Here is a 20,080-nt window from a genome sequence, read left to right on the forward strand (position 1 = left end):
GGTTAACTTTTCAATTAGAACCTAAATTGAAAACGAATATCTCCATGGCGCAGACGTAAACTTTCGTCCAGAAGATGGTTCTTCTCATTCAATAAAATATTTTTTTGCCTTAGTAATTCGGCTTTGTCGGTGAGATTGTTTAGTTTGTTATTGATACTGCTAATCTCGCTGTCGATAGCATTTAAGCGATCGGCGATTTCTGCTAAACGTTTATTAATCAGATATTGTTCATGTCCTTGATTGTAGCGTTCAACAAATTGATTGTTATTACAGACGCCGTAGTAATATTCTCCCGCCAAACCAATACGGTAACCATTTTCTGGCAAACAATAACTCATTAATCCTTGTTGATATCCTTGCTGCCATTGCGTCGCATCAACCTTGAGATTAAATTCACGGCAGTCCTGTTGATATTGGTTGAGCCTACTCGCAGCAGCACCGCGGTTACCATCGGCTAAGCCAGTGGCGTACCAGTCATTATCACGGCATTCTTCGAGTGAAAGACTCGTGCATTGAGTGAGGGAGAGGGCTGTCAGAGCGAGTGCAAAGTTTAGGTATCGCATTTTATTATCAAAAGAGTTGCAAAAGTGGCATCAGCATAAAGCTTAGTACTGGGGAGATCTAGCGCTATATTTCGCCCTTTGTGCGGTTATTTAGCAGCACCAAGCTGGCTTGGTTACCCTACTTTATCACAACATACTCGGTGGATAGTGCTAACGGGTTGAGTTTGTGATAATTTAATACTTTCAATAGCTTGGGGTAACACTTTGGCGATATCCCCTCATTTTTGCTCAAAATAGGCATTGATACCCCATAACAAACGTGGAAAACCATTTTAAGATTATTCTGAAGGTAGTTAATGCTTGGGTAACGGCTTAAAGCCGCCGTCACTTACGGCAGAGTGATCTCGTTGTGTGTTTAATGGTTGTGGGATTTAACATGTTGCTGATGAAGCGAGCAAGTATTTGTTTGGGGCAATCAAGGAGATAATGTGTCGTTCTCTGCAAATGTATTGGCTTTAAATCCACCATTTTTTGCTCTTGTGTTCCTACGCTAGGTGCTTTAGTTTTTACTGAAGTCGGGTATGCTTACCCTCATTTTGTTATTCATTATTGGTAGAAGGCTGCTTTATATATGAAGATTTGCCCGGCACATTCCATCTTAGGCCTAACTAAGGTATAAGGTCGGTATGAAAACTCCTAAACGAATCCAACCTCTGGTTGATGAAGGGCTGGTTGATGAAGTCATCAGCCAGTTAATGAGCGGTAAAGAAGCTACTGTGTACGTTGTGCGCTGTGGTGAAGATATTCGCTGCGCTAAAGTTTACAAGGAAGCGGACAAACGTAGTTTTAAGCAGGCGGTGGTTTACCAAGAGGGGCGTAAAGTCCGAAATAGCCGTCGCGCTCGCGCAATGGAAAAAGGCTCTAAATTTGGCCGTGAGCAAATGGAAGAAGTCTGGCAAAACGCTGAGGTAGATGCATTGTTTCGCTTGGCCGATGCCGGAGTGCGAGTGCCAACGCCTTACGGTTGCTACGATGGTGTGTTACTCATGGAATTAGTCACCGATAGTGAAGGTCATGTTGCGCCTCGCCTTAATGATGTCAGCCTTAGCGCTGAGAAAGCTATACATGACCACGCTTTAGTGATGACTTATGTCAAGCGTATGCTTTGCGCAGGCTTAGTCCATGGTGACTTGTCCGAATTTAATGTCCTAGTCGATGATCAAGGCCCTGTCATTATTGATTTACCCCAAGCGGTAGATGCGGCAGCGAATAATCATGCTAAATGGATGTTGGAGCGGGATGTCAATAACATGACGCAATATTATGGCCAGTACGCACCTGAATTGCTCAAGACTCAATACGCGAAAGAAATGTGGGCCTTATTTGAGGCGGGTCAGTTAAAGCCTGATACGCAGTTAACAGGTCATTTTACTGAAGTATTAGTCGATGCCGACGTCAGTTCTGTTTTGGATGAAATTCAAGCTGCCTATGAAGAGGCTCAGGAGCGCAAGCAGCGACTTCAAGAAGCCAATGAAGATTATTAGTAGAATATTCTTCAATAAAATAGACGCCTTATGAGCGTCTTTTTTATTGGGATTAATTGCCTGGTGCGAGTGTTAAAGCCTGTGGCATTGCCATCCTTGGCACAGGCGTTATGCCCCTTCCTTTCCATTGAACCACTCAATAAAAGGACAAGACCAAAGGGAGAAATATGTTGATGGGCCACACAGAGCACTATCGACATATTAATCTTTGGGGGAGACAACTCCCTCGAGCCTTGCCGAAACCTTCCCAATAACACAGCCATCCGTGGCGCGCTATCCTAGTCTAGCGCTGGATCGTCATTGATCCGTGAATAAAAGGACAAGACCCGAGAGGGTAATATGTTCATGACTTGGGGGAGCACAATTCACATATTTGATCTTTGGGGGAGATAGCTCCCTCTAAAGCCTTGTCAAAACCTGCCTCTTTTTCTCTTGCAACACTTTGAGTGTTAAGTTGACAGAGTCGGACAGTAAACAGCACAGTTATTATTGTTATTTTGTACGATTTATATCTTAGGTCGTTGGGGAGCGATAATAGATACCCATCCGACTCTGTCTAAACTGTTATTTATTGCTAATCCAATTAATTGGATGACAAGGCCGGACGTAAAAGGGCGCTGTTATTATTGTTTTTAGCACAACTTTCATATCGCGTTAGACCTACAGGGCAATATGCAATGGGGTCCGGCCTTGTCTATAAGGGCACTGGGCGAGTGTTACCTCAACCTATATCGTGCGTAATTCACTGTTTAGCTGCTTAATACGTTTCTGCAGCTGGGCAATTTCATTTATTAAGGCGCATTCACGTTGCTGCGGCTGTTGCTCACTTTCCCTTACCCACTGGTAAACCGCTTTAGCCGAAAGACCATACTGTCGTGCGACATCAGAGAGTAATCTGCCTTTGACTTTTACTTCAAAAATAACGTCAGGTTTAAGATTATGATTGACGATTCCCATGGCCTATCCCTTTTCACTTTATGCTATCTGTATGCGCTTTAACGGGTTCTTTGGGGTATTCCTTCATGATTATTGGCGCTGCTCTATATCCCACTGACTATGTCCTATATGGCGCAGGGACAACCATTCGTGGTGACAATGACTAATAAGTTTCATCAGATGTTTCATCTCTTCCTCCTCAATCCACTTAGGGATTGTGCTTCGATTAACATGCCTCGCAACGGGCACTTAGATTAACGTCCATTGATGTCAAACAACTTACTTAGGTATCGAGTGAGTTACGCTTGGGGTCTCTACTCTTCTACCTATTTATTAGTATGTAAAATCCGTGCCAATTTTTTAATATATAAATTAATGTTTAAAATCAATTAATTGAGTTTATGTTTCAAACGGTTGGTTTTAGAAGTTATGTCAGAAACGGTGCAGCTTGCACTATTTCAGTGCTTTTACTCTAAATGTTGCATGAATAAGCCAAAGATGTTTTGGTTTGGTGTTTTTTGCGATTAAATTACTCATAAACTGAGCAAAGAAACGATTAAAGATTGTCTCGAAAGAGAATGCTTATATACTGCGATTTTTTCATGGTGTTTTTGGCGATTTACCACGCCCTTTGCCTTTCAAAGGCAAATCTCATCAATCATGTTATGAGGTCATAATGATGAAGCCTTCTCTGATTAAATCATTGCCAGCATCTAAGCTTGCTATTGTGGTTATGGCTAGCGCCTTGATTGCGTCAGGCTGTTCGACTGTCAACCCCTATACCAACGAACAACAAACGGCAAAAGCGACTACGGGGGCGCTAATTGGTGCCGTTGCTGGAGCTGCCGTTGGTGTTGCCTCGTCAAGTAAGAGTGACCGCGGTAAAGGAGCTTTAATTGGTGCAGCCTCTGGCGCCGCCTTAGGTGGTGGTATTGGCTACTATATGGACGTACAAGAAACCAAATTACGCCAACAACTCGCTTCCACGGGAGTTAGCGTAACTCGCAGTGGTGACAATATTATTCTTAATATGCCAAATGAAGTGACTTTTGGTGTGGATCAAACCGAGCTGAGTGAGGGTGCTAAGCGGGTACTGAACTCTGTTGCGCTGGTGGCGAAGGAGTATAGTAAGACCCAACTTAACGTGTTGGGTTATACCGACAGCAGCGGCTCAGATTCATACAATTTACGTTTATCACAGGTACGAGCCAGCGAAGTAGGGAACTACTTGATGAGTAAAGGCGTGGCTGCCGCTCGCGTAAAGTCTAAGGGAATGGGGGAATCGAGTCCAATCGCATCCAATGCGAGTGCCGAGGGACGCGCGCAAAACCGTCGTGTGGAGATAGTGTTGACCCCAACGGGTCAATAATCATTCATCAAGGTTAAAGTCGCCTGTGGGCGACTTTTTATTTTATCATAAGGGACAAATTGTCCTTCCGTTGTCTATCTTCAGTGATCTTGTCCGCAATCATCTCTATTGGGGCTTATCAGGCGAGTATTCGACTTGATCCTGCCGGTATTTTCCCGTTTTGTATGTAGTTAGTTAAATTAGGATAACTATTTCGCAGAGCCAAAGGAGAGCAATTATGGCAAAACAGGGCTTAGTACTGGCATTCAGTTTAGGGACTACAGTGATGGCAGGGATGGTACAAGGTGCGCCAATAAACACTGAGGCGACAGCCCCTATTGAACTAAGAGCCGCGGGCAGTTTAAAGGCGGCGATGAACGATATTATTGCGGCTTACCAAGCGAAATCCCAAGCTAATGTGGCGGCACAGTATGCGCCTTCGGGTTTATTGCTTAAGCGGATCCAAGAGGGGGAGCGGGTTGATATTTTTGCCTCGGCGAATATGAAACACCCGCAGGCCTTAGTCGATGCGGGAGTGGGTCAACAGGTGCAAATGTTTGCCCGTAACCAGCTCTGCGCCATTGCTCAAGCGGAAGTGCCACTCACTAGCGCGAACTTATTAGACACCCTGCTCGCGTCGCAAATTAAGCTTGGTACATCAACGCCAAAAGCCGATCCCGCTGGCGACTACGCTTGGGCAGTGTTTGCGAAAGCCGAGGCTTTAAAACCCAATGCGAAAACTATATTAGAAACCAAAGCCATGCAGCTAACTGGTGGGCCTGAGAGTGCTAAACCGCCCAAGGATCGTAATCCCTATGCTTGGGTGATGGAAAATAAGCAGGCGGATGTGTTCTTAACCTATTGCACCAATGCGGTGCTGGCACAAAAAGAAGTGCCGAGCCTTAAGATTATCGATTTACCGCCAGAGTTAGCCATTGGCGCCGACTATGGCCTATTGGTGTTAAAGGATGCTAATAGTGCAGCCGCACCTTTAGCCGAGTTTATTTTATCCCCTGAAGGACAGGCAATTTTGAGCAGTTATGGTTTTCAGCCGCCTAAAAAATAATGTCTAATGGACTCATTAAAAATGGCGCGAAATAGCGCCATTTTTGTTGCTCGCTTTAGCAAGGCTTGGGCCAGTGCTAGTGCATTAAATATAAAGTCGCTAATCCTAAGAAGGCAAACAGACCTATCACATCGGTGACTGTGGTGAGCACCATACCGCCCGCTAACGCCGGATCTACTTTTAAGCGCTTTAAGATCAGCGGAATACTGGCGCCTGCTAGTCCTGCGACTGTCATATTGATGAGCATTGCACCGCCAATCAGGCTGGCAAGCGCCATATCATCTTTCCAAACTAATACCGCGATAAACACTAACATCGACCACATTAAGCCATTCAAAAAGCCAATCGCGAGCTCTTTGCCTATCAGCCAGCGGGCATTACTTTGGCCAATATGGCCTAGGGCTATCCCGCGGATTACTAGGGCCAAGGTTTGATTACCTGCGACGCCGCCCATGCTCGGTACAATCGTCATTAAAATCGCAATCGTGGCAAACTGTTCAATAGTGCCCTCAAACATATTGCTGACAGAGGCCGCCAGCAGAGCCGCAAATAGGTTGATAGTGAGCCAGAGCGAACGGCGGAAGGTACTTTTGAGTACTGGGGCGAAGGTGTCTTCATCATCGTCCATCCCCGCCATCCCCATCATAGAGTGCTCGGCGTCTTCACGGATAACATCCACCACGTCATCGATGGTGATCCGGCCGAGCAACTTGCCCTCACTATCGACCACGGGCGCTGACACCCAGTCATGGCGCTCGAACAGTTGTGCCACTTCACTGTCGGACATGCCCACGGGAATGCTCTCGATATCGGTATCGATAATGCTGCTGATATGAGTATTGGGATCGCAGGTGAGCAGATCCGCAAGTTTGACCCCACCAAGCACGCGATCGTGTTTATCCACCACGTATAAAGTATCGGTAGTGTCGGGCAGGTTGCCCCGTTGGCGCAAATAACGCAGTACCACATCGATATTGACATCGGGTCTTAAGGTCACAGTATCTGTGTTCATTAGGCTGCCTGCGGTCTCATCGGGATAAGAGAGCGCTTGCTCGACTCGCTGCCGGTTTTGCAGACTCATCGACTGTAATACTTGTTTATACACAGTATCTGGCAGGCTTCGCAGAATATAAGCCAGATCGTCCGTATCCATGCTGGCGGTAGCCTTGGCGACTCGCTCTGGACTCATGGTGCTGATCAGCGGGTCTTTTAACTCTTCGCTGAGTTCATCGAGAATATCCCCGAGCTGATCTTGATCGACGAGTTGCCATAACACTTGCCGAGCTTTGGGAGGTGACGATTCTAAAATCAATGCGATATCTGACGGCGCCATATTTTGTAGCATTTGCCTGACATGCACAAACATACCACTGTTGAGGGCTTGACTCAGTTGGTCGAGACGGTGTTCGGCTTGTAAACTGTCTGAGGCTTCTACAGGCATGTTTCCTCCATGGCGGCGGTGGATGGGTTGGCGTTTAGCTATTGAGGACTTAAGCCAAAGCGCAGCAGTACATTGTAATTTAGCGCACGGGAGGGCGTCGAGTCACAAATGTGTTTTACTGGTATAAGGTGCTGAAATCAAAACCAAACAGGATACTGAATACCGGCAGGGATCATCGAGATGATACCATCAGCAGGCTTCGTCAAACTTAGCGTCGATAAGGGCACAAATGGCATTAAGTGCAGGCTCGGCATCCGGGCCTTCGGCGATGAGGGTGATGGTTTTACCCATGCCCGTCTCGAGCATGAGTAAACCCAATACACTGGCGGCAGAGGCCTGTTTTTCACCTTGGATCAGCGTAATGCTGGCATCAAACTCAGAAGCAAGCACTACGAGCTTTGTGGCGGCGCGGGCATGTAAGCCGAGTTTATTGCAGATGGTGACTTGGCGCTCAAGTTTTGGCATGGCTCAACTCTCGATGGCGCGCATTGACTTTATGTTTGCCATTACTAAAACGTTTAGCTAGTTGCTCAGCTACATAGACTGAGCGGTGTTGGCCACCTGTGCAACCAATCGCAATCGTGAGATAGCTACGATTATTGCGCTCTAAATGGGGCAACCAGGTTTCGAGCAAATTCTCGATTTGCCAGATGAACTTATTCACCAGTGGCTGGCGATTTAAAAACTCCGCTACGGGTTCATCTAAACCGGTGAGAGGTCTAAGCTCCGGTTCCCAATGGGGATTTGGCAAAAAGCGCACATCAAACATAAAGTCAGCTTCGGTCGGCATACCATGCTTAAAACCGAAGGACTCGAAGTTGATCACCAGTTCCTTATCGACACTGCCAAGGAGTATTTGCCGCACTTGGTCGCTGAGTTCATAGATATTCAGATTCGAGGTATCTATATAGTGATCCATCTGCTGTGACAGCGGCTCGAGCAATTTGCCTTCAAGCTTGATGGCTTCTTGCAGTGACACTCGGCTCTTAGATAAGGGATGTAAGCGCCGCGTTTCACTGTAGCGTTTGAGCAACACTTTATCGCTGGAGTTTAAGAAGAAGCTGGTGAGTTCAGTGCCCGTAGGCAGGCTGGCAAGCTGTTTAACCAGCACTTTGTCTTGCTCTGGTAAATTGCGCACGTCAACACTGATAGCAACGAGATCGTTACTGCCTTTGAGCTGTTCAAGCAAACTGCCAATCAAAGGCAAAGGCAAATTATCGACACAATAGTAGCCGAGATCTTCAAGCACTCTAAGTGCGACCGATTTGCCTGAGCCTGAACGCCCTGACACTATGACCAGTTTCATCCAATGATTACCTGATAGAGTTCCGTTTCATCATGCGTCTTGCGCAATTGTTTTAATATTTGCTTGTCACTGAGCTTTTCAGCCATGCATGACAAGGTACTTAGGTGCTGCTGACATTGGTCGGCAGGCACGAGTAGTGCAAATAAAATATCGACGGGTTGTTTATCGATAGCATCAAAGGCTATCGGCTCCTCACATTTTATCAATATCGCTATGGGTTGTGTTATATCGGTTAATCGACCATGTGGAATGGCGATACCGTTACCTATACCTGTGCTACCCATCTTTTCGCGCGCCACGAGGCTTTCGAAGATCTCTTGAGATGAGAGGGTGGGGTACTGGGCAGCGGCTAAGTCGCTGATGAGTTCCAGTACCTTTTTCTTACTGCCCGGAGTGGCGCAGGTTGTGCACTCCGGCCGCAGTATGGTACGAAGTTCCATTGCTAGTGTTTTGTTAACTTCTCTTTGTGTTTAATAACCTGACGATCAAGTTTATCAATCAGGACGTCTATGGCAGCATACATATCTGCATGCTCTGAAGTCGCGAAGACTTCACCACCGGTGAGGTTGATTCTCGCTTCGGCAATCTGTTGCATTTTCTCAACATTGAGCACAACGTGCACATTATTGATCTGTTCGAAATGACGTTCAAGTTTTGAAAACTTTTCCTCAACATATGCCCGTAACGATTCAGTAATCTCGATATGGTGTCCACTTAGGTTTATTTGCATAGAAACGTCCTCCGATACTCACAATAGGCTATAAACTTTTACGCTGATTGGAAGGGGGAATAAGCATCGCTTCTCGGTACTTCGCAATGGTTCTGCGCGCAACGTTAATTCCCTGTTCTGCCAGAAGTTGAGCCATCTTGCTGTCGCTTAATGGTTTTTTCTGGTTTTCCGCTGCAACCAGTTTCTTAATGAAAGCTCTGATTGCTGTGGATGAGCACTCACCGCCATCATCCGTCCCGACGTGGCTTGAGAAGAAATATTTTAGTTCAAAAAGTCCTTTTGGGGTATGCATGTATTTTTGTGTGGTCACCCGTGAAATGGTGGACTCATGCATCTCTACCGCCTCGGCGATATCGTTTAGGACCATAGGTTTCATGGCTTCTTCACCGTATTCGAAGAAACCCTGTTGGTATTGCACTATGCAGTTTGCCACCTTGAGCAGTGTTTCGTTACGGCTTTCAAGGCTTTTAATAAACCACTTGGCTTCTTGCAGATGGCCACGAATAAATTGGCTATCAGCTTGATTTTTTGAACTTCGGGCCATTGCTGCATATTGCTGATTTACGTTGATTTTTGGCATGCAGTCAGGGTTTAATTCGACCACCCAACGGCCGTTTTTCTTCGACACCGATACATCGGGGATCACATATTCTTCATCGACAGGGGTGATGAGTAAACCGGGACGAGGGTTCAAGGTTTGGATCAGCGCAATACTGTCCCTTAACTCGTCCTCTTTCAGTTTGGTCTTACGCATTAACAGCCTAAAGTCGCGAGCGGCGATCAGATCTAAATGATCTTTGATCAGCATGCGGGCGTTTTCGATGTGAGGGGTATCAGGCGAAAAATGAGATAGCTGGATCAGTAAACATTCGCTTAAATCCCTTGCCGCGACACCAACGGGGTCGAAATGTTGAATACGCTTGAGCACGGCTTCAACTTCGTCGAGTTCAATCTCGGGATTGCCCATGGCTTCGAGGATATCTTCAGTGCTTTGAGTGAGATAACCTTGATCGTCAATGGCATCAATAATCGCGGTGGCAATGGCTAAATCGGTTTCAGAGAAGGGTGTGAGGTTTTTTTGCCATTCTAAATGTTCGTACAACCCCTCGCTAGTTTCCCCTTGGAAGGGCATGTCATCTTCACGGCTGGCGCCAGAACCTGAGTTTGGCGATGCGGTAAATACTTCATCCCAAGTGGTATCCATGGGTAACTCTTCGGGCAGAGATTCTTTGGTCAGCGACTCGGCAATGTCCACGGTGGAATTATCTTGTTCCTGTGGCTGGGCAGTCGTTTCGCTAAAGTCGGTATCGGCGATATCTTGCTTACGTTCGCTAGGCGCGTCAAATTGCTCCTCTTCCAGCTCGAGAAGAGGATTAGAGTCTAAGGCTTGCTGGATTTCTTGTTGCAGTTCCAATGACGACAGTTGCAGCAGGCGAATGGCCTGCTGAAGTTGTGGCGTCATGGTTAACTGTTGACCCAGTTTGAGCTGGAGTGACGCTTTCATGTTACCGCTGATCCCTAGGTTATTATTGTGAGTTTAGGTCGCTTGATATCATATGGATGGAGCCTAGCGCTCTCAAATTCAAGGCTTATTAGCTTTGTTTTAGTAACTATAGCCTGAATTGTTCACCTAAGTACACAGCCCTAACTTGCTGATTGTCTAAGATCTCTGCGGGTGTGCCCTCGGCAATAAGATTACCGTGACTCACAATGTAAGCATGTTCACAGACGTCTAAGGTCTCGCGCACATTGTGGTCTGTGATAAGTACTCCAAGGCCTCGGCTCTTAAGCTGCTCGATAATTTTCTTGATATCGATAACGGAGATCGGATCAACGCCCGCAAAGGGCTCATCAAGCAGAATAAACTTGGGGTTGGCCGCTAAGGCGCGGGCAATTTCGACGCGGCGACGTTCACCGCCCGATAAGGACATGCCTTGGCTGTCACGAATATGGGTGATATGGAACTCTTCTAGCAGTTGCTCTAGTGCTTCTTCGCGCTGGTCACTATTGAGCTCTTTACGGGTTTGCAGTACCGCCATGATGTTGTCGTGTACGGTTAATTTACGAAAGATACTCGCTTCCTGTGGTAGGTAACCAATACCTTTGCGGGCACGCAGATGCATAGGATCGGCGGTTAAATCATCATCGTCGATAAAGATATGGCCTTTATCGCTTTTAACTAAGCCCACGACCATGTAAAAGGTGGTGGTTTTACCCGCACCGTTAGGGCCGAGTAGACCGACGACTTGACCCGTTTTTACTGTCAGGCTGACATCTTTGACAACCTGGCGGCTTTTATAACTCTTGGCGAGATTCTGTGCTTTTAAGGTGATTTGGGTCATTTAGAATCCTGTTTTTTCACAGGTTTATCTGTTGGTGTATTTTTGAGTTCTTCCTGATAATTATCAGGTTGAATAATGGTAATTACGCGATCATCACCATTGCCGCTACTTTCGGCGATCAGTTTTTGCTGAATAATATCGTAACGAATTAAATTGCCTGTAACTTGACTACCCGCTTGGTCTAGGGTCGCTGTACCAGTTAGGGTCAACGTCCGAGTGGCCATTTCATAGCGAATCTCTTTGGCGCTAGCAGATGCAGGGCGGCCATCATCAAGGATTTGGCTGTAGGTTGCTGGATTTCCTGTAGCCAGTAAGACTTTACTATTTTCGCCTTCGACAGAAAATGCACGGAGTTGATCCGCATGGATTTTAATTGAGCCTTGAACAACTTCAACGGGGCCGAAGAAAATGATCTGATTGTTTTTAATGTCCGCAGTTTGACTGACGGCTTTAATTTTCACTTCTTGCTGTAAGTCACCGATCTTGGCGAAGGCATTCATGCTTATCATTAGCATTAGGCTGGCAAGTAATATGTTATTTTGCTTCATAGGTTCCTACTACCTGACTGGTCAATTGCACTTCCTGCGCGTTAAGGTCGGCATAAAGGCCTTGCCCTTGAATATTAAAATCTTTCCCTGTGACGTAAATGATGCGGTCAGAGGTCATTATCATTGTGTTGAGATCGAGTTCTAAAAAACTGGTGGACAAGGTTTGTATCGGTTCACCAGGGCTGATGGCATCGATAATAACATTATTTTCTAATACAACCTTGCCAGTATCTTTGTTGAGTCGACCTTGATCGGCTCTGATCTGCCATTTTGCTTTACCTTGGTCGGGATACACAAGATAGACAGGCTGAATAAAGTCGGTTTGGTTTTTAAGCTCATAGTGTTCCATGTGCTTTGCCGTGACGCGACTATTGACTTGTCCTTGCTCGTTAAACTCGATGCTGCGCAGATCTTCGATAATGTAGTCGGGCCTGTCTGTATCATTCAGGCTGCTATCGGTATCGCCACCGCGTTTTTGTTGGACCTGCCAATACAGCACGAGTGCAGTACCAAAAAAAGCAATAATGGCGAGGGTCACACGACTCATATGCTCATCCCATGGGCTGAGGTAAATTTGTTTTGACTCAGAAGTAACAGATCTGTCAGCTCTCTGAGCGCACCATGACCACCATTTAACTGGGTCACAAAATGGGCGTGTTGGCGCACATAGGGATGTCCATCGGCGACACAGACGGCAAGACCGACGACATTCATCACTGGCAGGTCGACAATATCATCACCGATATAGGCAACTTCTTCTGGTGTGACATTGTAGAGCGACAGCAGTTCTTCATAGGGGACAAATTTATTATCCACACCTTGATAAATATGGGTTACACCGAGGGCCGTCATGCGGTTTTCAACAATTTTAGACTGGCGGCCTGTTATCACGGCCAGATTAAAGCCACTGGTCAATAATGAACGCACGCCATAACCATCGCGGGTATGGAAGGCTTTGAGCTCTTCACCCGAGTTGCTTAAATAAATGCGGCCGTCAGAAAATACCCCGTCCACATCGCAGATCAGCAGTTTAATTTTTTGCGCTCTTTGCCACACATCATCGCTGATCGGGCCGTAAAATCCTTGCTGTGGCATTAAATGACTCCCGCTTTAACCATATCGAGCATATTGAGCGCACCGACAGGATGATTGTCTTTATCTATCACTATCAGGCCGTTGATATTTTTGGAATCCATCACTTGCAGCGCTTGCGCTGCCAAGACGTTTTCAGTAATTGTGACACAGTTTCGCGTCATCACATCGGCGATAGGCGTGGTGCGTAGGTTGACTTGGGCATCGATAACGCGGCGTAGGTCGCCGTCGGTAAAAATACCCACGAGTTTGTTTTGTTCATCGATCACCGCCGTCATGCCTAGGCCCTTCTTGGAGATTTCATACAGGGCATCGGTGATGCAAATATCGTGTTTAACCAGTGGTAAATCATCGCCACTGTGCATCACGTTGCTGACTTTAAGCAGCAGCTTACGTCCTAGGGCACCGCCTGGGTGAGACATTGCAAAGTCTTCCCGAGTAAAGCCTTTGGCTTGCAGCAGCGCAATGGCCATCGCATCACCCATCACTAAGGTTGCGGTGGTGCTCGAGGTTGGCGCAAGCCCGAGCGGACAGGCTTCTTCAGGCACTTCAATACATAAATGAATTTTGGCCAAACGTGCCATCGTGGACTCAGGTTTGCCCGTCATGGCAATCACGGGAATGGCTTTACGTTGGATAACGGGCATCAGCGCAAGGATTTCGCTCGATTCACCCGAGTTTGAAATGGCGAGGATAATATCATTATCAGAGAGTACGCCTAAGTCGCCATGGCTGGCTTCGCCAGGATGCACAAAGAAGGCTGGGGTGCCAGTGCTGGCGAGGGTAGCAGAGATTTTATTACCAATATGGCCAGATTTCCCCATCCCCATCACGATGACTTTGCCGGTGCAGTTGAGGATTAACTCGCAGGCTTGGGCGAATTCAACGGAATCGACATATTGATAAAGATTGTCGAGGGCCGATTTTTCAATATCGATGACTTTACAGCCCCACTGGCGCAATTGTGATTGGTCTACCATGTCTATCTCTCTTCTTGCATTGTCTTTGTCGCCCCGTATGGGATTGGAATAGCACAATTTGGTACGCGATAAAGATGATAAAATTAACGGCTTGTTACTTTGAGTCGCATGCTATTGTTTAAGCTCTGCGCCTAGGCATTAGGGCAGAATATATCGTTTAGCCATTGAATGCCTTGAGCAATATCATCGTCTTTGGTATTTCCCTTTTGCCACCCGCAGTGAGTAAGGTAACTATGATGGCCAGTTTGATGCTTAATTGCAGAACTCAATAGCGTTTTTAAGTTAAGTTGTACTCACATTATCTTTGTATCAATTAGCTTATGTCTTGACCGTTTACAAAACCATTTTGCTAATTTATCAACACAGGTGAAAACATTAAGTAACACTTTAGCTTCACAGAGCGAAAACTTAGGGCGCATTCTCGCTGGAAATGAGGCAAATTGAAAGTATCGTAGGACGATAGTGTCGATTCTGTTGTAGGTTAAAGCGCAATTACGTACAATTTGCGGCTCTTCGATTGGTCTGGGCAGGAAGCGTAGGCCACCTCTTTTCAAATATCGGAATCAAGCATGACTCAAGAACAAACGCCGTTGGTTGAGATCCGTCATTTGGGCTTTCGCCGTGGCCAGCGTGTCATATATGAAGATATTAGCCTGTCTATCCCTAGGGGCAAAGTCACCGCCATTATGGGACCGAGTGGCATAGGTAAGACCACCTTGCTCAAGCTTATCGGCGGCCAATTAACGCCCTATAGCGGCCAAGTGTTGTTCGATGGACAGGATGTGCATGCGGCGAGCCGTAGCGAATTATTCGAACTGCGCAAGCGCATGAGTATGTTGTTTCAAAGTGGCGCATTATTCACCGATATCAACGTCTTTGATAACGTTGCCTTTGCGCTACGTGAACATTCAGGCCTGCCCGAAGAGATTATTCGGACTATCGTGCTGATGAAACTTGAGGCCGTTGGGCTGCGGGGCGCCGCGCAAATGATGCCCAGCGAGTTATCCGGTGGGATGCAGCGCCGCGCTGCCTTAGCTCGGGCGATAGCCCTTGAGCCAGAAATAGTCATGTACGATGAACCCTTTGCCGGACAAGACCCTATTTCTATGGGCGTGCTGGTTAAGCTTATCCGCGAACTTTCCGATGCACTTAATTTAACCTCGGTTGTGGTGTCCCACGATGTGGATGAAGTGCTCGGGATTGCAGATTATGTGTATGTGGTTGCAGATAAAAAAGTTATTGCCCATGGCACGCCTGAAGAGTTAAAGCATGCGGATAATCCGCAGCTCAAGCAGTTTATTCAAGGTGCGCCAGATGGCCCTGTGCCGTTCCATTATCCGGCAAAGGATTACCAGCAAGAATTATTGGCAAAAGGAGTTGGCAAGTGAAGTTATTAGATAGTATTGCCGACCTTGGCCGCAGCGCTATCGAGTTAGTGCTCGGTTTTGGCCGTGCAGGCCTGATGCTGTGGGGCGCGATTGTTCGTTGGCCTCGGGTGCGTAAAGGTTTTCCATTATTAGTGCGCCAAATCTATGTGGTCGGCGTACAATCTATGGTCATTATTGTGGTCTCCGGCCTGTTTATCGGCATGGTATTGGCGCTGCAGGGCTACAACATCTTAGTCGGGTTTGGTACGGAGGAGAGTTTAGGCCCGATGGTGGCCTTAAGTTTACTGCGTGAACTTGGCCCCGTGGTTACAGCGTTGTTATTTGCTGGCCGCGCAGGTTCGGCACTCACCGCCGAAATCGGTCTGATGAAGAGTACCGAGCAGTTATCCAGCTTAGAGATGATGGCGATTGACCCACTGCGGCAAATCATTGCGCCACGCTTTTGGGCGGGTGTAATAAGCATGCCGTTGTTGGCGCTGATGTTTACTGCGGTAGGTATTTATGGCGGCCATTTAGGGGGCGTGGAATGGAAGGGGATCGATGGTGGTGCCTTCTGGTCGATTCTGCAAGCCTCGGTAGAATGGCGCCAAGACATAGTGAACTGCCTGATTAAGAGTGGCGTATTTGCCGTGGTGGTGACTTGGATTGCGTTATATCGTGGTTATCAAGTGATCCCTAATCCAGAGGGGATCAGCCGTGCAACTACTTCAACTGTGGTGCAATCGAGCCTCGCCGTATTGGCATTGGACTTTTTACTAACAGCCCTGATGTTTGGCCGCTAACGGATTGCAGCGCCAAGGATACAGATCGACGGATTAACAGAGTGGTAACTGAGCATGTTGACACGAAAAATTGAATTATTAGTGGGTGTGTTTCTCTTAACGGGCTTAGCGGCCTTTTTAGTGTTGGTGTTTAAAGTCGCCAATATCGAAGTGCAGACCAGCGACAGTAGCTATACCCTCACCGCCAACTTCACCAATATCGGTGGCTTGAAGGTACGCTCTCCTGTCAAGGTCGGCGGCGTCGTGGTTGGCCGCGTGAGTAAGATTGATTTAGACCCAGTCAAACTGGTGGCTGTGGTGACGATTGTGATGGACAAGCGTTTCGATAAATTTCCTGAAACCAGTAGCTTAGCTATTTTAACTTCAGGTTTGCTCGGTGAGCAGTTCCTCGGATTAACACCGGGCTTTGTCGATGATGACGTGAGTATGCTTAAGGATGGCGACAAAATTGACGATACTCGCTCAGCATTAGTGTTAGAAGATCTGATTGGTCAGTTCTTATATAGTATGGGTTCAAAGGATAAATAGGGGTTACCGCTATGTTTAAACGCTTATCGCGCTTATTACTGCCGTTAGTATGGATGTTTACTGCAACGACCGCACTGGCGGATGACGCTCAGGTTAACACTATGGATCCTTATGCCATGGTGAAATCTGTTGCCAACAAAACCTTCGATCGGTTCCACAAAGACAAGGCGTTGATTGACGCCGATGCGGATCATCTCAAGGTGATTGTGCGTGAAGAATTAATGCCTTACATCGACTATAAATACGCCTCTTACAAAGTGTTAGGTCAGTATTTAAAAGAGTCGACTGAAGATCAGCGCAATCGTTTCGTCGATGCTTTTGAAGGCTACTTAGTTTCAACCTATGCCCAAGCTTTTACCGAATACACTAACCAAAAAGTGGAGTTTTCGCCTGGTAGTGATTTCAGCAATGAGAAGATTGTCGATGTAAACGTACAGATTATCGAAGCGGGTCGTCCGCCGATTAAGCTGTTGTTTAAAGTTCGTCGCCTCAAGGATGACTCTTGGAAGGCGTTTGACCTAGTCGCTGAAGGCGTGAGTTTGCTGTCCTCTAAGCAATCTGAAATCTCGAACCTTATCCGCCAACAGGGGATTGATTCAGTGATTAAGATGCTGGAAGAGCGCACCAAAGACAAAGTGACTAAAAAGCCTAAAGCAGGGAAGTAAGCGCCGTGGTTGAATTTGTGCAACAGGGTAACATTTGCCACCTAAAAGGGCGTTTATCACAGGAGCAAGTGGTCGAGCTATGGCCGCAAAGGCAAAGCCTGTTAAGCCAAGATACCCAAATGTTGTCGCTCGCCGAACTGGAGTACAGCGACAGTGCTGGTGTGGCATTTTTGCTGGCGTTAGTGCGCCAGCATGGCACGCCACTGAAGCTGTGCTCGGCATCGGAGCAGTTAAAAAAATTAATCGATTTATATGATTTACAATCCTTCTTCACCGAAGAAGCGAATTGAAAAGGTACCGAATTTCATGGAATGCAGCTTAATAGAACAGATTTTACGTGACGCGTTAGCACTCGATGAAGTGCACGCCAGCTCCGATGGCAGCCACTACAAAGTGATTGCCGTGGGTGAATGTTTTGACGGTATGAGCCGCGTAAAACAACAACAAGCCATTTATGCACCCCTGATGAGCTATATCGCCAGCGGTGAGTTACATGCATTAACGATTAAAACTTTCACGCCGACTCAATGGAAACGCGAGAAAATTTTCAACAGCTAGTAGTGAGGAAAAGTGGATAAATTAGCGATTCAAGCAAGCCCTCCGCTTGCTGGTGATGTGATTATTTCCGGTGCCAAAAACGCTGCGCTGCCGATTCTAATGGCAGGCGTGTTAGCCGAAACTGACTTTGTGGTCTCGAACGTCCCTAATTTGCGTGATGTGAGCACCAGCTGCAAATTGCTGCGTTGCCTAGGCGCCGATGTGGATGAGTTGGGCGAAGGTAAGATCCGTATTTCGACCAAGAACCTTAATGAGTTTTGTGCTCCTTACGACCTCGTTAAGACCATGCGTGCCTCGATTCTGATCCTTGGGCCGTTATTAGCCCGCTATGGCACCGCAGACGTATCATTACCCGGTGGTTGCGCCATTGGTGCTCGTCCAGTAAACCTTCACTTACATGGCCTCGAAATGATGGGCGCCAAGATTGAAGTGAAAGAAGGTTATATCAAGGCCCGTGTCGATGGTCGCTTAAAGGGCGCCCATATTTTTATGGACATGGTGAGCGTAGGCGCGACCGAAAACCTATTGATGGCCGCGGCACTTGCCGATGGCGAAACCGTGATTGAAAACGCTGCCCGTGAACCAGAAGTGATCGACTTAGCTAACTGTTTGATTGCTATGGGCGCGAAGATCACCGGTGTCGGCAGTGCCACACTGCGTATTCAAGGCGTTGAACGTCTACAGGGCTGTGAGTACCGAGTGATGCCGGATCGTATTGAAACCGGTTCATTCCTTGTTGCCGCCGCTGTGACCCGTGGTCGTATCCGTTGCTTAAAGGCAGACCCTGCTTCGTTAGAGTCTGTTATCGCGAAACTCGAAGATGCGGGTGCCAAGATCACTACAGGTGAAGATTGGATTGAGCTCGATATGGAAGGCAAGCGTCCAAAAGCGGTAAATATCAAGACGGCACCATATCCTGGTTTCCCAACCGATATGCAGGCGCAGTTCTGCGTGCTCAACGTATTAGCCCAGGGCACGGCGACCATTACCGAAACCATCTTCGAAAACCGCTTTATGCACGTGCCAGAACTTATCCGTATGGGCGCGACCATGGAGCTTGAAGGCAATACCTGTATTATCCAAGGCATTGAGTCTTTGAGTGGGGCGCAGGTAATGGCGACCGATTTACGTGCCTCGGCAAGCTTGGTGATCGCAGGCTTAGTTGCCGATGGTAAAACCATCGTCGATCGCATCTATCACCTAGATCGCGGTTATGAGCATATCGAGCAGAAGTTCCAAGGATTGGGCGCACATGTAGAACGTGTGCAATAACATTTGCGTAGGACTAGCTCCTAATAAAAAACCAGCCAAGTGCTGGTTTTTTTATTGAGCGCAATTTATTTAGGTAAAAAGGAAAGGGACAAAAGCGTGTCAGGTCATCGGTTGTATCAGGTGAATTTCGGATAAAAATTTCTATGGATTAACTATAAGCACAGGGGCGCGAACTTGTGAGCGTCCCGCGGCCGCAGGCCGCTACTGATGCGTGTTGTTAGCAACCCGTGCAACAAACAACAACAGCCGTGCAATTTTAAAACTTGCGGCTGCACAACAGAAAAACACCATGCTACCGCCCGGGTCGTTGGCGCAAGACGCCAACGGTTTGAGTTACTTTTAAGCGCCTTGCCAAGCCAGTTTTATAATGGCAAACGGCGTTGAAATAACGAACGGGCTAACCCACCGAACGTACTGAAAATGCGCTATTGCACCGTTCATGCTTTTGCAAGCTAACTACCAAAGCAGCGGCGCGCGTTAGCGCGTCCAGCCCGCAGGGCGATGCTGCCTTTGCTTGTTAGTGGCCTTTGACAAATAGCTCGCATTTATAGCCGCCGTCCTCACTTTCCAAGTTTTCACTTACATAGAGGGTATATTTCCCTGGTTTAGAAAATATCGTCTCATTAGCGCTTTTGTTATCCCACCGATACCCTGTTGTGGTTGGAGATATTTCAATTTTCTTTGCGCTTTCAAACTGTGGAGAAGACATTAAAGACTTCATGGTTGATGGCGGTGAGCCAACTACCAAAAATAGCCATAGGTTTTCGTCGTGCCTGTATAAGGCAAGTTCCTTACCGTGATGCTCACTAAGATTAACTCGGAGAACATCGTCGCGGCCTAACTCGCGTGGAATGCAAGAAACCATTTCATCTGATTCTAACCAGATAGTTTCTGGAGCCTCTGATTCCTCAGCGATCCCATGTGAGCTCAGAAGAGCAAAGATAAAAAATAAGATTCGATTCATCATTGACCACTAACATTTTATTAGTGCGCATGCGCGTTTACCTCATTAGACCAGTAAAAACGCGCATCATTAACTGTTTGTATTGCA

General features: G+C 47.0%; 24 protein-coding genes. 10 read left to right on the forward strand and 14 right to left on the reverse strand.

The window, feature by feature from the left end:
• Positions 1-14: 14 nt before the first annotated feature.
• Entirely contained in the window at positions 15-563 is a 549-nt protein-coding gene (locus L976_RS17225; protein WP_037430136.1) for a DUF2799 domain-containing protein, read from the reverse strand.
• A gap of 626 nt (positions 564-1,189) precedes the next feature.
• Here L976_RS17225 and L976_RS17230 point away from each other — a divergent pair.
• Positions 1,190-2,047 (forward strand): PA4780 family RIO1-like protein kinase, encoded by an 858-nt coding sequence (locus L976_RS17230; protein WP_037421993.1) that lies wholly within the window; start codon positions 1,190-1,192, stop codon positions 2,045-2,047.
• 726 nt (positions 2,048-2,773) lie between these two features.
• On the opposite strand, the gene L976_RS17235 is transcribed toward L976_RS17230, so the two are convergent.
• Positions 2,774-3,004: a transposase gene (locus L976_RS17235; RefSeq protein ID WP_037421997.1), complete on the reverse strand. Its 231-nt coding sequence runs from the start codon at positions 3,002-3,004 to the stop codon at positions 2,774-2,776.
• Positions 3,005-3,659: 655 nt separating this feature from the next.
• On the opposite strand from L976_RS17235, the gene L976_RS17240 reads away from it, so the two are divergent.
• Together L976_RS17240 and L976_RS17245 are read left to right on the forward strand one after the other, a co-directional pair.
• The gene (locus L976_RS17240) at positions 3,660-4,352 is read left to right on the forward strand and encodes an OmpA family protein (protein ID WP_047538704.1); all 693 of its coding nucleotides are present in this window, start codon (positions 3,660-3,662) and stop codon (positions 4,350-4,352) included.
• A gap of 217 nt (positions 4,353-4,569) precedes the next feature.
• Positions 4,570-5,397, forward strand: a complete 828-nt coding sequence (locus tag L976_RS17245; RefSeq protein WP_047538706.1) for a molybdate ABC transporter substrate-binding protein — start codon at positions 4,570-4,572, stop codon at positions 5,395-5,397.
• Between the two features lie 76 nt (positions 5,398-5,473).
• Here the strand turns inward: L976_RS17245 and mgtE are convergent, their stop codons facing one another.
• From mgtE to L976_RS17300, 11 genes are all read right to left on the reverse strand, one after another.
• On the reverse strand, positions 5,474-6,838 hold the full coding sequence (gene mgtE, locus L976_RS17250) for a magnesium transporter (RefSeq protein WP_037431332.1): 1,365 nt from the start codon (positions 6,836-6,838) through the stop codon (positions 5,474-5,476).
• 189 nt (positions 6,839-7,027) lie between these two features.
• Entirely contained in the window at positions 7,028-7,303 is a 276-nt protein-coding gene (locus L976_RS17255) for an HPr family phosphocarrier protein (RefSeq protein WP_011627201.1), read from the reverse strand.
• Entirely contained in the window at positions 7,290-8,144 is an 855-nt protein-coding gene (gene rapZ / locus L976_RS17260; RefSeq protein WP_037422011.1) for an RNase adapter RapZ, read from the reverse strand. Before rapZ ends, L976_RS17255 begins: the two co-directional genes overlap by 14 nt.
• A complete protein-coding gene (gene ptsN, locus L976_RS17265; protein ID WP_037422014.1) occupies positions 8,141-8,584 on the reverse strand; it encodes a PTS IIA-like nitrogen regulatory protein PtsN in 444 nt (147 codons plus the stop codon). Before ptsN ends, rapZ begins: the two co-directional genes overlap by 4 nt.
• 2 nt (positions 8,585-8,586) lie before the next feature.
• Positions 8,587-8,874: a ribosome hibernation promoting factor gene (gene hpf, locus L976_RS17270; protein WP_007650503.1), complete on the reverse strand. Its 288-nt coding sequence runs from the start codon at positions 8,872-8,874 to the stop codon at positions 8,587-8,589.
• Positions 8,875-8,902: 28 nt separating this feature from the next.
• Positions 8,903-10,378: an RNA polymerase factor sigma-54 gene (locus L976_RS17275; protein WP_037431329.1), complete on the reverse strand. Its 1,476-nt coding sequence runs from the start codon at positions 10,376-10,378 to the stop codon at positions 8,903-8,905.
• Positions 10,379-10,484: 106 nt separating this feature from the next.
• On the reverse strand, positions 10,485-11,216 hold the full coding sequence (gene lptB, locus L976_RS17280; RefSeq protein WP_037422019.1) for an LPS export ABC transporter ATP-binding protein: 732 nt from the start codon (positions 11,214-11,216) through the stop codon (positions 10,485-10,487).
• Positions 11,213-11,764: a lipopolysaccharide transport periplasmic protein LptA gene (gene lptA, locus L976_RS17285; protein ID WP_037422024.1), complete on the reverse strand. Its 552-nt coding sequence runs from the start codon at positions 11,762-11,764 to the stop codon at positions 11,213-11,215. Before lptA ends, lptB begins: the two co-directional genes overlap by 4 nt.
• Positions 11,751-12,311, reverse strand: coding sequence for an LPS export ABC transporter periplasmic protein LptC (gene lptC / locus L976_RS17290; RefSeq protein WP_037431327.1), 561 nt, complete (start codon positions 12,309-12,311; stop codon positions 11,751-11,753). The genes lptA and lptC overlap by 14 nt, the downstream gene beginning before the upstream one ends.
• Positions 12,308-12,859, reverse strand: coding sequence for a 3-deoxy-manno-octulosonate-8-phosphatase KdsC (kdsC, locus tag L976_RS17295; protein ID WP_037422031.1), 552 nt, complete (start codon positions 12,857-12,859; stop codon positions 12,308-12,310). Before kdsC ends, lptC begins: the two co-directional genes overlap by 4 nt.
• Entirely contained in the window at positions 12,859-13,836 is a 978-nt protein-coding gene (locus tag L976_RS17300; RefSeq protein ID WP_037422034.1) for a KpsF/GutQ family sugar-phosphate isomerase, read from the reverse strand. Before L976_RS17300 ends, kdsC begins: the two co-directional genes overlap by 1 nt.
• 569 nt (positions 13,837-14,405) lie before the next feature.
• Here L976_RS17300 and mlaF point away from each other — a divergent pair.
• From mlaF to murA, 7 genes are read left to right on the forward strand one after another with little or no spacing between them, the layout of a single operon-like run.
• On the forward strand, positions 14,406-15,224 hold the full coding sequence (mlaF, locus tag L976_RS17305) for a phospholipid ABC transporter ATP-binding protein MlaF (RefSeq protein ID WP_047538713.1): 819 nt from the start codon (positions 14,406-14,408) through the stop codon (positions 15,222-15,224).
• Complete coding sequence (gene mlaE, locus L976_RS17310) at positions 15,221-16,006, forward strand: lipid asymmetry maintenance ABC transporter permease subunit MlaE (protein ID WP_047538717.1); 786 nt, start codon at positions 15,221-15,223, stop codon at positions 16,004-16,006. The genes mlaF and mlaE overlap by 4 nt, the downstream gene beginning before the upstream one ends.
• A gap of 54 nt (positions 16,007-16,060) precedes the next feature.
• Entirely contained in the window at positions 16,061-16,534 is a 474-nt protein-coding gene (gene mlaD / locus L976_RS17315; RefSeq protein ID WP_037427133.1) for an outer membrane lipid asymmetry maintenance protein MlaD, read from the forward strand.
• A gap of 11 nt (positions 16,535-16,545) precedes the next feature.
• Complete coding sequence (locus L976_RS17320) at positions 16,546-17,199, forward strand: MlaC/ttg2D family ABC transporter substrate-binding protein (protein WP_037427135.1); 654 nt, start codon at positions 16,546-16,548, stop codon at positions 17,197-17,199.
• A 5-nt stretch (positions 17,200-17,204) separates the two neighbouring features.
• Positions 17,205-17,489 carry an STAS domain-containing protein gene (locus L976_RS17325; protein ID WP_047538719.1) on the forward strand — a complete coding sequence of 95 codons (285 nt, stop codon included), beginning with the start codon at positions 17,205-17,207 and terminating at the stop codon, positions 17,487-17,489.
• Positions 17,490-17,505: 16 nt separating this feature from the next.
• Positions 17,506-17,757 (forward strand): BolA family protein, encoded by a 252-nt coding sequence (locus L976_RS17330; protein ID WP_011621481.1) that lies wholly within the window; start codon positions 17,506-17,508, stop codon positions 17,755-17,757.
• A gap of 12 nt (positions 17,758-17,769) precedes the next feature.
• A complete protein-coding gene (murA, locus tag L976_RS17335; RefSeq protein WP_011073687.1) occupies positions 17,770-19,029 on the forward strand; it encodes a UDP-N-acetylglucosamine 1-carboxyvinyltransferase in 1,260 nt (419 codons plus the stop codon).
• A 517-nt stretch (positions 19,030-19,546) separates the two neighbouring features.
• Here murA and L976_RS17340 read toward each other — a convergent pair.
• Positions 19,547-19,996: a hypothetical protein gene (locus L976_RS17340; RefSeq protein ID WP_047538721.1), complete on the reverse strand. Its 450-nt coding sequence runs from the start codon at positions 19,994-19,996 to the stop codon at positions 19,547-19,549.
• Positions 19,997-20,080: the final 84 nt, after the last annotated feature.

The sequence above is a fragment of the Shewanella sp. ZOR0012 genome (assembly GCF_000798835.1).
Taxonomy (GTDB): Bacteria; Pseudomonadota; Gammaproteobacteria; order Enterobacterales; family Shewanellaceae; genus Shewanella; species Shewanella xiamenensis.